The organism is Kitasatospora sp. NPDC057692, from assembly GCF_042799475.1.
In the GTDB taxonomy this organism is placed as follows: Bacteria; Actinomycetota; Actinomycetes; order Streptomycetales; family Streptomycetaceae; genus Kitasatospora.
The window spans coordinates 1-13,432 of sequence record NZ_JBHVIV010000019.1 but is presented as its reverse complement, the minus strand read 5'-3'; the positions used below and the strand labels follow the sequence as shown (position 1 = coordinate 13,432).

10 protein-coding genes and 1 pseudogene are annotated in these 13,432 nt (G+C 73.5%); all 11 read right to left on the bottom strand.

The features are described 5' to 3' along the window. Positions 1-78: 78 nt before the first annotated feature. Positions 79-1,824 carry a DUF4153 domain-containing protein gene (locus ACFVFS_RS13580; RefSeq protein ID WP_380623501.1) on the bottom strand — a complete coding sequence of 582 codons (1,746 nt, stop codon included), beginning with the start codon at positions 1,822-1,824 and terminating at the stop codon, positions 79-81. Positions 1,825-2,053: 229 nt separating this feature from the next. Then, positions 2,054-5,248, bottom strand: coding sequence for an Ig-like domain-containing protein (locus ACFVFS_RS13575; protein WP_380623500.1), 3,195 nt, complete (start codon positions 5,246-5,248; stop codon positions 2,054-2,056). 153 nt (positions 5,249-5,401) lie between these two features. Then, positions 5,402-6,319, bottom strand: a complete 918-nt coding sequence (locus ACFVFS_RS13570) for a carbohydrate ABC transporter permease (RefSeq protein ID WP_380623498.1) — start codon at positions 6,317-6,319, stop codon at positions 5,402-5,404. After that, positions 6,316-7,308: a carbohydrate ABC transporter permease gene (locus ACFVFS_RS13565; protein WP_380623496.1), complete on the bottom strand. Its 993-nt coding sequence runs from the start codon at positions 7,306-7,308 to the stop codon at positions 6,316-6,318. The genes ACFVFS_RS13570 and ACFVFS_RS13565 overlap by 4 nt, the downstream gene beginning before the upstream one ends. A 156-nt stretch (positions 7,309-7,464) precedes the next feature. Then, positions 7,465-8,883: an ABC transporter substrate-binding protein gene (locus tag ACFVFS_RS13560; RefSeq protein ID WP_380623494.1), complete on the bottom strand. Its 1,419-nt coding sequence runs from the start codon at positions 8,881-8,883 to the stop codon at positions 7,465-7,467. A 290-nt stretch (positions 8,884-9,173) separates the two neighbouring features. Beyond that, complete coding sequence (locus ACFVFS_RS13555) at positions 9,174-10,388, bottom strand: cytochrome P450 (RefSeq protein ID WP_380623492.1); 1,215 nt, start codon at positions 10,386-10,388, stop codon at positions 9,174-9,176. Between the two features lie 113 nt (positions 10,389-10,501). After that, positions 10,502-11,746, bottom strand: a complete 1,245-nt coding sequence (locus ACFVFS_RS13550) for a cytochrome P450 (protein WP_380623490.1) — start codon at positions 11,744-11,746, stop codon at positions 10,502-10,504. Then, the gene (locus tag ACFVFS_RS13545) at positions 11,743-12,420 is read right to left on the bottom strand and encodes an ATP/GTP-binding protein (protein ID WP_380623488.1); all 678 of its coding nucleotides are present in this window, start codon (positions 12,418-12,420) and stop codon (positions 11,743-11,745) included. The genes ACFVFS_RS13550 and ACFVFS_RS13545 overlap by 4 nt, the downstream gene beginning before the upstream one ends. Next, positions 12,401-12,790 carry a DUF742 domain-containing protein gene (locus ACFVFS_RS13540; RefSeq protein ID WP_380623486.1) on the bottom strand — a complete coding sequence of 130 codons (390 nt, stop codon included), beginning with the start codon at positions 12,788-12,790 and terminating at the stop codon, positions 12,401-12,403. The genes ACFVFS_RS13545 and ACFVFS_RS13540 overlap by 20 nt, the downstream gene beginning before the upstream one ends. Further along, the gene (locus tag ACFVFS_RS13535) at positions 12,787-13,227 is read right to left on the bottom strand and encodes a roadblock/LC7 domain-containing protein (protein WP_380623484.1); all 441 of its coding nucleotides are present in this window, start codon (positions 13,225-13,227) and stop codon (positions 12,787-12,789) included. Before ACFVFS_RS13535 ends, ACFVFS_RS13540 begins: the two co-directional genes overlap by 4 nt. Further along, positions 13,224-13,432, bottom strand: a pseudogene (locus ACFVFS_RS13530) (hypothetical protein); the annotation flags it as partial. The gene ACFVFS_RS13535 and the pseudogene ACFVFS_RS13530, both read right to left, overlap by 4 nt.

Genomic DNA, 13,432 nt, shown 5'->3' with positions numbered 1-13,432 from the left:
CCGGGGGCCGGTCGGGAGCAGCACGCTCCCGACCGGCCCCCGGCCGTCCCCCGCCATGCGCACCGTCCCCGGCCGGGCTCAGTCCCCGAGGTCGTAGCCGTGCCGGAGCCCGACCCGGTCGCAGGCGTACTCCGTGCCCACCAGGCGGTCGTCCGCCGGGCGCTCGGCGAGGATGTCCCGGGCCCGCGCCCCGGCCAGGCTGGTGGCGTACCAGGGGGTGGGGCCGGCCTGGGCCAGGTCGGAGGACACGATGTTCAGCGCGCAGGTGCGGTAGTCGCCCGGCAGCCGGTCCAGGGCCGGGACGGCGTCCGCCGAGAGGCTGCGGACGTTGCGCAGGTCGATCTGCCCGGTCCGCTCGAAGCGGGCCACGTTCTGCTCCGCGACCAGCGCGTCCGGCCCGATCAGCCCGTACACCGCGGCGGCCAGCGCCGCGCTGAGCACCACCGCCCGCGGCAGCCAGTCGGCCGACGGGGTCAGCCCCGACGCGATCAGCAGCAGGAAGACCACCCCCAGCCACAGTTCGACGGCCAGGACCCAGAGCCGCAGCACGGTCAGGCCGGACGCGTCCACGTAGAACCACATCCGCCCGAGCGCCGAGGCCACCACGACCAGGGTGAGCAGGCAGAGCGCCCCCAGCAGCAGCCGGGCGAGCCGGCGGTCGGCCTCCGTCCCGCGCGGCGCCCAGCGCTTGGCGACCGCGACGACCACCAGGGTCAGCACGGTGACCACGAGCAGCTGCCAGAAGCCCTGCCGGGCGTACTCGGAGCGGCTCATCCCGGTGCGCTCCAGCACCGACTCCCCGCCGCCGAGCACCACCACCGCCTGCACCACCGCGAAGGCGCCGAACATCAGGTTCAGCGCGCCCAGCGGCAGCGCCCACTCCATCCGGCCCCGGGCACGGCCCGGCCGGACCGGCGTGCGGTCCCAGCGGCGCGGGCCGGCCGCGATGTGGGCGAAGCCCAGCGCGGTCGCCAGACCGAGCACGAACAGGGCGGCCCGGAAGGGGAACTCACCGAGGTCCAGGCGTGGCACCAGGCTCCCGAGGACATCGGCCATCGCCGCGTCGGCGCTGGCGAACAGGGCGCCGAACACGGCCAGCAGCACGGCGGCCACCGCGACGCCCTTGAGCACCGGCACCACCCGGTCGCGGCCGACCGCGCCGGGGCCGCGCAGGCCCTTCCGGGCCCAGCCCAGGGCCGGCACGAGCTGCCAGAGCAGGCCCGGCAGTGCGAGCAGGACACCGCTCCAGCGCCGCCCGCCGTGCAGCGCGAGCGAGGCCAGACCGACGGCCCAGACCGTGCTCAGCACCACCGGCCAGCCGGCCTCGTAGAGCGCCGGAACGGCGAGCAGGGCCAGCGCGAGCGCGCTCCACACCGCGGTCCAGACGCGCAGCCGGCGGCCGGCGGTGCGGGCGGCGACGCCCGCACCGACGACGGTGAGCGCCGCGCAGAGCAGGAGGTTGACGCCGAGGCCGTCCGCCAGGAGCCAGGACGTGAGCGCGCCGGTCAGCACCGCCGCGAGCACCGTCCGGCCGGTGGCCGGGGCCTTGCGGTCCGGGTCACTGAGCCGCAGCCACGCGAAGGGCTGCGGCACGGGCACCCCGGGCACCCGGTACGGCCCGGCGGCGGCACCCGCGGCGGGTCCGTACCCGGGCCCGTAGCCGGGCCCGGCCCCGTAGCCCGGCGCCGGACCGAAACCCGGCGTGCCCCCGGGGCCGACGCCACCGGACCCGCCGGCCCCGCCCCCGGCCCCGCCCCCGGCCCCGGCCCCGGCGGCGCCGCCGGGCGGCACTCCGTCCGCCGCGGGCGTGCTGAATCCGGACATGGCTTCCCCCTCGATGGTCGGGTGGACGTGCGGAACCGCCCTCCGGGCGGTCCGCCGACAGGCACGCGGAACCACACCGGTGAAGGCACCGGGCACCACGGCCGAAGCCGACTGTAGACCATTCTGAACAAGTTCAAAAATGCCGGACCCGGCTCTGTCACACCCCTGTGACAGAGCCGGGTCCGGCGCCCCGGCGCGCTCCTGGGCGCCGGTCGATACCGCTCCGCGGTCAGTACGTCCCGTACAGCGAGTACCGGAACGCGTCCTTCACCGCGGGCCCGAAGTCCGCCGGCCACGTCCCGAACGGCACCACCGTGTTGCTGTACGCGCCCTGCCCGGTGGCCCCCGTCGAGTAGTGCATGTTGTTGACCGTGGAGCTCGCCCCGTTGCTGTTGTAGACGAACCAGTACGAGGTGCCGGCGCTCAGCGTGAGGTCCACCGGCAGCGAGTTCCAGGCGTTGGCGGTCAGCGTGCCGGTCCCCGTCCTGGCGACCAGCGTCCCCGGCGAGCCGCCCGCGTCGGTGTAGACGGCCAGCTGGTACTGGTTGTCGGGCGCCGCGCTGACCGGGCCGACGTGCACGCTCAGCGCCGTGAGCGCCACCGGAGCGGCGCCGGTCGTCACCCGGCTGCCGTTCAGGTGGTTGGAGTCGGTGTCGTCGATCAGCGAGCCCACCGCCGGGTTCCCGATCGTCCGCGGCTCCGCTCCCCCGGTGGTGAACGAGAACGTGTACGGCGCCGCCAGCGCGTTCCCCGCGAGGTCCCGGACGCCCTGCACGGTCGCGGTGTACCCGGTGGTCAGTGCCAGCGGCGCGGCCGGGGTGAACACCACGCCGGCCGCCGCCGCGTCGTAGCCGACCGTCCCCGCGACGGCCGCGCCGCCCGCCGCGGGCCGCAGGGTGGCGGACCCGCCGGTCACGCTCGCCGGATCCAGCGGCTCGCCGAAGGAGAACCGCACCGCCGTGCCCGGCGCCACGCCGTTCGCACCGGCCGCCGGGGTGGTGCCGAGCACCGTCGGCGCGGTGTCGTCGTGGCCGTAGTCGGCCGCGTACGAGCCCACCGCGCCGTCGAAGAACGCGTACGCCACGCCCTTGACCGTCTCGACCCGGTACGGCACCTGGCGGCCCCCGGAGGTGATGCCGGTGAGGGTGCCCGCGGCCGCGTCGAACGGCAGCATGGCGCGCAGCCCGGTGGCCCCGCCGGTGATGTCGAAGGTCAGCGAGCCCCCGCCCGGGGCGCTCGGGTGCCACGCCAGCTTGCCGAACGCCGAGCCGTTGCGCCCGTCCAGCCAGGTGAGCATCTGCCGGCCGGACACCACCGGCACGCCCCGCGCCTTGGCGGCGGCGACGACCGCGTCCGAGGCGGCGGAGGCGGCGAAGTCGGTGTGGAGGTTGGCGGTCAGCGCCGCGTAGTAGCCCTGGGCGCCGTACGCGGCGTCGAGCAGGGTGGTGACGGTCCCCGGGTACGACTGCCCGGACTCGTCCGTGAGCTGGGTGGTCGCCTGGTACTCGTCGATCACGCTGCCGTCGGTGTCGGCGAAGCGCATGATCTGGGCCGTGCCGTTGAAGTAGCCGGGCCGGTCCTGGGTGAAGCTCGAGGGGTAGAAGTAGTAGTCGGTGTCCAGCCGGATCCCGTTGGCCAGCTTGGTCTTCGCCTGCGTCGCCCAGTCGTCCCACTCCACGCAGTGCGTCCGGCTGCTGGACGGGTTCGGCAGGTTCGGGTACTTGGCGCGCCAGGCGGCCAACTGGTCGCGGTAGTAGCCCTGCAGGGCCGAGGTGCTGCCCCAGGGCCGGCAGCCGGTGGTGACGTGCACCCCGATCTCGAAGCCCTGGTCGCTGTACGCCTTGGCCTGGGCCGGGGTGAGCGGGTCGTCCGTGTAGACGTACGAGGAGCCGCGGACGCACTCCCAGTTGGCGACCGAGCAGCCGGGCGGGCTCTGCGCGAGGTAGCCGTCCCAGCGGCCGGCCGTGCCGCCGACGCCGTGGTCGTCGCCGGTCATCACCACGACGGCCTTGACGTCGCGCGGGAAGTACCAGAGCCGGGGCAGCGGCTTGTCGGTGGACGCGAGCTGGGTGAGCAGGTTGGCGAGCAGCCGCTGCTGCTCGTCGGCGATCGGGATCAGCGCCTTGTCCAGGTCGTTCCAGTCCGGCTGGCCGCCCGTACCGAAGAACATCTCGCTGGCCTCGTAGCCGTCGACGCCGTCACGCTGCTGGCCGGCCCAGGCGGGGTTGCCCTGACGGGTCAGCACCACCGACTTGGCCAGGTCGTAGCTGAACGCGGCGGCCCGGCCGGCTCCGGCCGCCCGCAGGGTGACCGCCGGGTTGGCGGTCGCGCTCGCCGCGTCGGCGTACAGGGTGGCGACGGCGGTGGCCCCGCTCAGCGCGTAGAGGTCGGCGGCGCCGTGGTAGCCCATGGTGTCGCCGGTGATCCCGGCGCCGGGCGCGGCGGCGGTGTTCACCTTGAGGTAGGCGTCGGCGCGGGTGCCGGCCGTCGGGGTGAGCCCGAACAGCGGCGCGAGCTGTTTGTCCGGCCGCATCGCCACCAGCTGTCCGCCGCCGTTGGTCCAGGTGCTGAACAGGCTCGCCTGGGCCGCGGTGAGCGGCGTCTCGCCGAGCAGCACCACGTCGGCGGAGGCCAGCACGGCACTGGTCACGGCGGAGACGTCGATCTGGCGGTAGGCGTTCAGGCCCTCCGCCTTGAGGATCTCCGCCAGGTAGCGGGTGTACGGGTTGGCCTGGCTGGTGACCAGCAGGATCGGGCCCTCGGCACCCGGACCGACCCCCGGCGCCGGGGTCGGCGGGGCCATCTCGGCGGTGTAGGAGGCGTAGATCGAGAAGCTGGTGGAGCCGGTGCTGACCGGGCCCACGGTGGACGGCCAGCTGCCGAACGGCTGGCCGCCGTTGCCGTAGGCGCTGGTGCCGCCCGGGCCGTAGCGCAGGTTGTTGGCGGACGGGCCGGAGCCGTTGGTGTTGTAGGCCAGCCAGTAGGGGGTGTTGGCCGCCAGGGCGGCGGTCACCGGGACGCTGTTCCAGCCCGGCCCGGTGAGCGTCGCGGTGGCGCTGCTCGCCAGCAGGGCGCCCGGGCTGCCGTCGTTGTCCTGGTAGACCGCCGTCTGGAAGCGGTTGTTGGGCGCGGCGTCCACGCTGTCCACGTACACCGAGATGCTGCTGACCGTGCCGCCGGACGAACCGGTCACATAGCGCGAGGCGTTGAGGTAGTGCGAGTCCGCGGTGTCGACGGACGCGCCGACCCCGGTCGTGCCCAGCGTCGCCGTGGCGGCCGCCGCCGGGGCCGCGCCCGGTCCGGAGGCCAGCGCCGCCGCCGTGGCGAGCGCCGCCAGCAGGCCCACGGCCCGCCGCCACCAGGCTCCTTCACCGCTCCGGTCGCCACCCGCGCGTGCGCGTGCGCCGGTACCCGCGTCCGCCATGACCGCCCCCCTGTGTCACCTCGCCCGACTCCCCTTAACGGTGTACCGGTTGCCCGTCGGCCGTGTCCACGAAATCACCACATTCGCCATCGAACGGCGTGAACCCTGACGTCCCCTCGGGCCAAGCCCCACCGGGTCCTGGGCGGATCGGGGTCACCCCTTGACCGACCCGGCCAGCAGACCGCGGACGAAGTACCGCTGGAGCGCGAAGAAGACCCCCAGCGGGATCACGATCGACAGGAACGCCCCCGCCGTGAGCAGTTCCCACCGCCCGCCGAAGGAGCCGGACAGCTGCGCCAGCCGGACCGTCATCGGCGCCACCTCCGGTGTGCCGCCGGCGAAGGTGAGCGCCACCAGCAGGTCGTTCCAGACCCAGAGGAACTGGAAGATGGCGAACGAGGCCAGCGCGGGGGTGCAGAGCGGCAGCACGATGGAGCGGAAGATCTTGAAGTGCGAGGCGCCGTCCACCACCGCCGCCTCCATGAGGTCGCGGGGCAGCTGGGCGATGAAATTGTGCAGCAGGAAGATCGCCAGCGGCAGCGCGAACATGGTGTGCGCCAGCCAGACCGGCGCGTAGGTGCCCTTGAGGTCCAGGGCCGGCAGCAGGGTCAGCGAGCCCAGGTGCGCCCCGCCGGAGAACAGCTGGAGCAGCGGGAGCAGCGCCATCTGCAGCGGCACCACCTGGAGCGCGAACACCACGAAGAACAGCGCGTCGTTGCCCTTGAACCGCACCCAGGCCAGCGCGTACGCCGCCATCGCCGCCAGCACCAGCGGGAAGAGGGTGGCCGGCACGCTGATCGCCAGCGAGTTCACCAGGAACGGCATCAGACCGGTGGAGACGCCGGAGCCCCCCTCGAACAGCACCGTGTGGTAGTTGTCCAGGCCGAGGTCCGGATGGAGCAGGGCGTTCCACCAGCCGTCGGTGGTGACGTCCTGCTTGGGGCGCAGCGAGGTGACCAGCAGCCCGACGGTGGGCACGGTCCACAGCACCGTCACCGCGATCACGAACACCGAGGCGAGCGGGGAGGAGAAGGCCTTCCGGACGGCTTTGCCGTCGTGCCGTACGCTCATCGGACCGCACGCTCCTTGCGCAGCTGGATGATGTTGTAGGCCACCAGTGGCAGCACGGCGAGGAAGAGGATCACCGCCAGCGCGCTGCCCCGCCCGGTGTTGAACTGGACGAAGGACTGCGAGTACATCTCGTTGGCCAGCACCTGGGTGCCGAAGTTGCCTCCGGTCATGGTGCGGACGATGTCGAAGGCCTTCAGCGTGGTGATCATCACCGTGGTCAGCACCACCACCACCGTGGTGCGGATCATCGGCACCGTGACGTACCAGAACAGCCGCACCCCCTGGGCGCCGTCCAGCCGGGCCGCCTCGGTGACGTCGTCCGGTATCGCCTTGATGGCCGCCGAGAGGACGACCATCGCGAAGCCGGTCTGCACCCACACCATGACGGCCATCAGCAGGAAGGTGTTGAGCGGTTGGGAGAGCATCCAGTTCGGCGGATCGTCCCAGCCGAGCGCGATCGCCACCTGGCTGAGCAGGCCGATCTGCTGCTGCGAGGGGTCGCGGGCCTCGTAGACGAACTTGAAGATGATCGAGGCGCCGACCAGCGAGATCGCCATCGGCATGAAGATCAGCGACTTGTAGACGGCCTGGCCCCGCATCCGGTCCACCAGCAGGGCCAGTACGAGGCCGAGCCCGGTGGCCGACAGCGGGGCGACCACCAGCCAGAGCAGGGTGTTGACCAGCACGTCGCGCACCGAGTCGTTGGTGAACGCCCAGCCGAAGTTCTCGCCGCCGACGAAGCGGCTGCTGTCGTCGCTGTAGAAGCTCAGGTAGACCGTGCGGACCAGCGGCGCGACCAGGCCGACCAGCAGCAGCACCAGTGCGGGGCCGAGCAGGACCACGACGGCCAGCGGGCGGGCGATCCGGCCGGAGGCGCGTCCGGCGACCAGGAAGACCAGCAACAGGATGCCGAGGAAGCCGGCGATCGCTCCGAAGCTGTTGCCGAACTTGACCATCGCGTCGCCCCAGGCGCCGGCGGAGAGGGACATGGCGGGACGTCCTTTCCCATCGGAGGGCGGAACGGGGAGGTGCGGCCGAGGACCCGGCGGAGGGCGAAACACCGGGGACCGGGTCACGGAGGGGGCGGGCGGTGCGGGTGGGTGGCCCCGCACCGCCCTTCGGCAGGTGGTCCGCGCCGCGCGCCGCTACTGCGGCCAGGCGGCGTCGATGTCCGCGGCGGTCTTCTGGATCGACTGCCCCTCGGCGAACCAGGCGGTGAGCGACTTCCACTCCTGCCCGGCGCCGACCGCGGCCGGCATGAGGTCCGATCCGTCGAACCGGAACGTCGCCGACGGGTCGGTGAGCGCGTCGGCGGAGAGTCTGTCGATCGGATCGGTGTACAGGCTCTTGTCCACGCCCTGGTTGGCCGAAACCCAGCCGGTCGCGGTCCGCACCCGGCTGCTCGCCCAGTCGGAGCTGGACAGGTAGTTCTGCACCGCCTGCACCTCGGGCCGGGACGCGAACGCGGCGAGGAACTCCCCGCCGCCCTCGACCGGGTTGGGCACCGACGGGTCCACCGCCGGGAGGCGGAAGGCGGCGATGTCGCCCTCCGGTCCGATCCTGGTGTCCTTCGGCCACTGCGCCTTGTAGAAGGAGGCCTGCTGGAGCATGAAGCACTTGCCGGTGAGGATCGGGGCGCCCGCGTCCTGGAAGGTCGTGGTGGCGATCGACTTCACGTCGCCGTAGCCGCCGTTGACCCAGGCCGGGTTCTGCATCCAGTCGGCGACCGTCTTCATCGCCGCGGTGATCTTCGGGTCGGAGAACCTCACCTGGTGGCCCACCCACTGGTCGTACACCTCACCGCCGTACGTCCCGAGGACCACCTCCTCCAGCCAGTCGGTGGCCGGCCAGCCGGTGGCCGTACCGGAGGCGATGCCGCCGCACCAGGGCTTTCCGGCGCCCGCCTTGGCGATCGTGTCGCTGAGCGCCATCAGCTCGGCCCAGGTCCGGGGGACGCTGTAGCCGGCCTGCTTGAACGCCTTCGGCGAGTACCAGACCAGGGACTTCATGTTGGCGCTCATCGGCGCGGCGTAGAAGGTGCCGTTGACCGAGCCGTAGGCCTTCCAGACCGGGCTCCACTTCTCCTGGTTGGCCACCGTCTGCGCCGGCGGCTTGACCACCTTGCCGCTCTTGACCATCTGCGCCAGCAGGCCGGGCTGCGGGATGATCGCGAAGTCCGGGGCGTTGCCGCCGCCCACGCGCACCGGCAACTGGGACTCGAAGTCGTTGCTGCCCTCGTAACTGATCCTGATGCCGGTGCACTTGCTGAAGTCCGCCCAGGACTTCTCCAGGTTGTCCGACTCGGGGCTGAGGATCGAGGCGAAGACCGTCACGGTCCTGCCCGCGTGCCCGGCGTACGGCTGGTACGCGGCGCACTCACCGGACAGGGTCTGACCGTCGCCCGACCCTCCCGAACTTCCTGAACTGTCCGAGCTGTTGGAACAGGCCGCGGTCAGCGCCGCGGCGGCCAGCAGGGCCACCGCGGCGAGCGGGCGGCGCCTGCGCCGGGGCACGGCGGGCAGCGGTTGCGCGATCGTGGACGGCACGGTCGGGGTGGGAGTCAATGCGGTCCTCCTCGCCGGAGCGCGAACGCTCGGCTGTACGACGGAACGACATTGCGCTGTACCGGAGTTCGACGTTCGACATGGACGCGGCGGCCGGCCGATCTGAAGACGGTAACGCAGCGGCCACGTGCCGCCAAGGTCCGAACGCGCCCTTCACTCCCGTGTGCCCCAGTTGTGACCCCGGACGCCGTTCGGCCCCGCCCGGGAGGGACCGGGCGGGGCCGAAGCGGGGCCGAAGCGGGGTTGAGCCGGGCCGAGCTGGACCTAACGATGAAAGAAGAAACGTTTCTTCATCGGAACAACCGGACCGGAAGCTCCTTCAGCGCGTTCACCACCAGCGATCCGCTCGGCCGCAGGTCCTCGTCCGGCACCGCGAGCGACAGCTCCGGGAACCGCTCGAACAGCGCCGGCAGCGCGATCCCCGCCTCCAGCCGGGCCAGCGGCGAGCCGGGGCAGACGTGCGGGCCGTGGCCGAAGGACAGGTGCCGGATCGGATCCCGGGTCAGGTCGAACACCTCGGCGGTCACCCCGTGCTGCGCCGGGTCCCGCCCGATCGCGTTGTACGAGACCAGCACCGGCTCGCCCGCGGGGATCACGGTGTCGCCCACCGGCACGTCCTCCGCCGCGAACCGGAACAGGAAGTTGCTGGTCGGCGGCGTCCAGCGGAGCGACTCCTCCACCACCGCGTCCCAGCCGACCTTCCCCTCCCGCACCAGCGCCAGCTGGTCGGGGTGGGAGAGCAGCGCCCGCACCGCGTTGCCGATGAGGTTCACCGTGGTCTCGTGGCCCGCCGCGATGATCACCCGCAGGGTGGCGGCCGCCTCCTCGTCGGTCAGCGCCCCGCCCTCGGTGTCGGCCAGCAGCAGCACGCTCGCCAGGTCGTCGCCGGGAGCCGCGCGGCGCTGCGCCACCACGCCGTTGACGAAGGCGTTCAGCCCGGCGATGGTCGCCTGGATGCCCTCCGGGTTCGGCCGGGCCCCGAAGAACCGCTCGTAGAGGTCCCGCAGCCGGCCGTGCTCCGACTCCGGGACGCCCAGCAGCGAGCAGATCACCGTCATCGGCAGCGGGAAGGCGAAGGCGGACTTCAGGTCCACCACCGGCTCCCCCGCCGCCAGGGTGTCCAGCAGGTCGCGGGTGATCTCCTCGACCCGCGGGCGCATCAGCTCCACCTGGCGCGGGGTGAACGCGTGCGCCACCAGGGCGCGCAGCCGGCGGTGCGCGGCGCCGTCGGTGGTCACCATGCTCGGACCCGGCACCGCCAGGCCGATCAGCGGCCAGGTCCCCGGCACCTCGCCGCGCCGGTACGCCGCCCAGTGCCGGGCGTCCTTCACCAGCCGGACGTCGGTCAGCAGCTCACGGGCGGCCGCGTGCTGCGTCACCGCCCAGGCGGCGACGCCGCCGGGCAGCTCCACCGGCACCACCGGGCCGGCGGCGCGCAGCAGCGCGCCCTCGGCGGCGTTGTCGCGCGCCAGCGGATCGAGGGCGATCGGGGCGGGGGCGGTCATCGGGTAGGTCCTCTCCTTCGGTTCGGGTCCAGAGGGTCCGGCGGGTCCGGCGGGTCCGGCGGGTCCCGGGGTCGTGCCGTCGTGCCGTCATGGCGTCGTGCCGCGCTCGCGCGTCAGCCCGCGTACCCCGGGGTGAACGACACCGGCAGCGCCACCAGCCCGCGCACCCAGGCCGACGGCCGCCACACCAGGGCGTGCTCGGCCACCGCCAGCCGCAGGTCCGGCAGCCGGTCCAGCAGCACCTCGACCGCGGTCGTCGCGATCACCTCGGCCGCCTCCTGCGCCGGGAACGGGCAGCCGTGCTCGCCGTACGAGTAGCTCAGGTACGCCCGGTTGCCCTCGGCCGGCCGGCCGTCCGGCCGCCGCACCGACGGGTCCGCGTTGGCACCGGCGAAGCCCAGCAGCAGCATGTCCCCTGCGGCGATCCGCTGCCCGCCGAGCAGGGTGTCGCGGACCGCCCAGCGGCCGGCGAAGATCTGCGTCGGGGTGTCCTCCCAGAGCGCCTCGTTCAGCGCCTGGCTGATGCTGCGCCGCCCGCCGGACAGCGAGGCCGCGAACCGCTCGTCGGTGAGCATCAGCCGCAGCGCGTTGGAGACCCAGTACGAGCAGGGCTGGTGGCCGGCGATCAGCAGCACCCGCAGGTCGCGCATGACCTCCTCGTGGGTCAGGCCCGCCGGGTGCGCCAGCATCCGCGAGGCGATGTCGTCGCCCGGGCGGGCGGCCTTCTCCTCGACCAGCTCCAGCATCACCGCGAGCAGCCGCTGCGCACCGGCCGGCGCGTCCGCACCGCCGTCCAGCATGGTCAGCAGGCTCTCGATGAGCACCGGCGCCTGCGCCTCGCTCAGCCCGAGCACCCGGCAGAGCACCAGCAGCGGCAGCCGGTGCGCGTACTCGGCGACCAGGTCCGCCTCACCGCGCCCGGCGAACTCGTCGATCAGCCGGTCGGCCAGCTCCTCGCAGTGCTTGCGCAGCTCGTACGGGTCGCCGGCGGCCAGCGCGTCGGTGACCGCCCGCGAGCGCCGGACGTGCTCCTCGCCCTCGGCGTAGAGGATCGACGGCACCGGGGCCATCATCGGCTTCAGCGGCCAGTCCTCGGGGATCGCCGACCAGCCCGTCCAGCGGGTGGAGTCCCGGCCGAACAGCTGCGGCTGCCCGGTCACCAGCTGGAGCTCGCGGTAGCCGATCACCAGCCAGGCCGGCACCCCGCCGGCCAGCTCGACCGGCGCCACCGGGCCGTGCGCGGTCCGCATCTCGCGGTAGACCTGCGAGGGGTCGGTCTGGAAGCGCGGCCCGTACAGCGGGACGGCACCGGCGTGCGCCGGGCAGCCCGGCGGCGGGGTGGCGGCGGGCTCGGTCACGGGGTGCTCTCCTCAAGGACGTCGGGGACGGGGACGGCGGCGCCGGCGGCGGGGGTGCCCGCCGCCTCGGCCTCGACCCGGGCGGTCAGGTGGCGGACCAGCTCGATCAGCACCTGCTTGCCGGACGCCCGGTCCCGGGCGTCGCAGTCCACCAGCGGTACGCCGGGCGGCAGGTCGAGCGCCTCGCGGACCTGCTCCAGGGTGTGGGTCGGCTCGCCGAAGTTGTTGCGGGCGACGATGAACGGGGTGCCGTGGTGCTCCAGCCGGTCGATGGCGTACCAGGAGTCCTCCAGCCGCCGGGTGTCCACCAGCACGACCGCGCCCAGGGCGCCGCTGAACAGCCGGTCCCAGAGGAACCAGAACCGCTCCTGCCCGGGCGCGCCGAACAGGTACAGCACCTGGCGGGCGGAGAGCGTGATCCGGCCGAAGTCGAAGGCGACCGTGGTCGAGCGCTTGCCCCAGGCGCCGGTGGGGTCGTCGATCCCCTCACCGGCCTTGGTCATGATCTCCTCGGTGTTCAGCGGACGGATCTCGCTGACCGCGCCGACCAGGGTGGTCTTGCCCACGCCGAAACCGCCGACCACGACGATCTTCAGCGCGTTGTCGGCGGTGCGGCGCAGCGGCGTCCGTCCGCTCGGACGCACGTCCCGGTCCTCAGAGCTGTTGGAGTCCATGCAGTACCTGCTTCAGCGTGTCGAGATCGGGCAGCCGGGCCTTGGTCGGCGCGAACCGGGGATGGCGGGCGGTGACCGCCCCGGTCTCCAGCAGATCGCCGAGGAGGATCTTCACCACCGACACCGGCAGCGCCAGCTCCGCGGCGACCTCCACGACGGCGGTCGGCGCCTCGCACATCCGCAGGATGCGCGCGTGCTCCGACTGCATGCCCGGGGCCGGCTCCCGCTCGGCGACGATCAGCGTGACCAGGTCGAACGCGTTCTCCGGGGCCCGGCTGCGGCCCCTGGTGATGGTGTACAGGCGGTCCGGGTCGTCGTCCCGGCCCGGCATCACCGGCCGCCCGTCGGTGCTCCCCCCGCCCCCGCTCATGCCCGGGCGCTCCCGTCGGCCGCCGGGGCGTCCCCGGCGTCCTCCCGGGCCGGGGCGCTGAGGTGGACGCCGATCTGCTCGATCAGCCCGTGCATGTTGTGGCCGACCACGCCCACGTCGGCGTCCTCGTCGGTGACCACGGCGAGGTGGGCGCCCTCGCCGGCCGCCACGATGCACAGCACGCCGCCGTGGAACTCGGTCATCGACTGCCGGACCCCGCCGGTGCCGTCGCCGAACTCGATGGACGCGCCGTGCGCCAGGCTCTGCAGGCCGGAGGCGATGGCGGCGAGCTGGTCGGCCCGGTCGTTGCCGAGGCCGGAGGTGTGGCAGAGCTTGAGGCCGTCGGCGGAGAGCACCAGGGCGTGCCGGGTGCCGGGGGTGCTGGTCAGCAGGTTTTCCAACAGCCAGTCGAGGTCGCGGTCGGTGGCACTGCTCATCGGGTGTCCTTCTCGGTGACGGGGGAAACGTCGGACGCGGGGCCGGCGGCGGACCGGGTGCCCGGGGTGTCGCCGGCCGGTGCCGGATCCTCGCCCGGTGCCGGGTCCGCGGCCGGCAGGGCGGCCCGGCGGAAGGCGCCGAACCGGGCGGCGGCACCCGCCGCGTCGGGGCGGGCGGACCGCTCGGCCGGGGCGGCCCCGGGCG

What these genes read in the sequence shown, in the direction of transcription:
- ACFVFS_RS13555 (WP_380623492.1), bottom strand. Translation starts at nt 10,388, where the DNA reads ATGACCGCCCCCGCCCCGATCGCCCTCGATCCGCTGGCGCGCGACAAC.
- ACFVFS_RS13540 (WP_380623486.1), bottom strand. Translation starts at nt 12,790, where the DNA reads ATGAGCGGGGGCGGGGGGAGCACCGACGGGCGGCCGGTGATGCCGGGC.
- ACFVFS_RS13545 (WP_380623488.1), bottom strand. Translation starts at nt 12,420, where the DNA reads ATGGACTCCAACAGCTCTGAGGACCGGGACGTGCGTCCGAGCGGACGG.
- ACFVFS_RS13535 (WP_380623484.1), bottom strand. Translation starts at nt 13,227, where the DNA reads ATGAGCAGTGCCACCGACCGCGACCTCGACTGGCTGTTGGAAAACCTG.
- ACFVFS_RS13580 (WP_380623501.1), bottom strand. Translation starts at nt 1,824, where the DNA reads ATGTCCGGATTCAGCACGCCCGCGGCGGACGGAGTGCCGCCCGGCGGC.
- ACFVFS_RS13575 (WP_380623500.1), bottom strand. Translation starts at nt 5,248, where the DNA reads ATGGCGGACGCGGGTACCGGCGCACGCGCACGCGCGGGTGGCGACCGG.
- ACFVFS_RS13565 (WP_380623496.1), bottom strand. Translation starts at nt 7,308, where the DNA reads ATGTCCCTCTCCGCCGGCGCCTGGGGCGACGCGATGGTCAAGTTCGGC.
- ACFVFS_RS13570 (WP_380623498.1), bottom strand. Translation starts at nt 6,319, where the DNA reads ATGAGCGTACGGCACGACGGCAAAGCCGTCCGGAAGGCCTTCTCCTCC.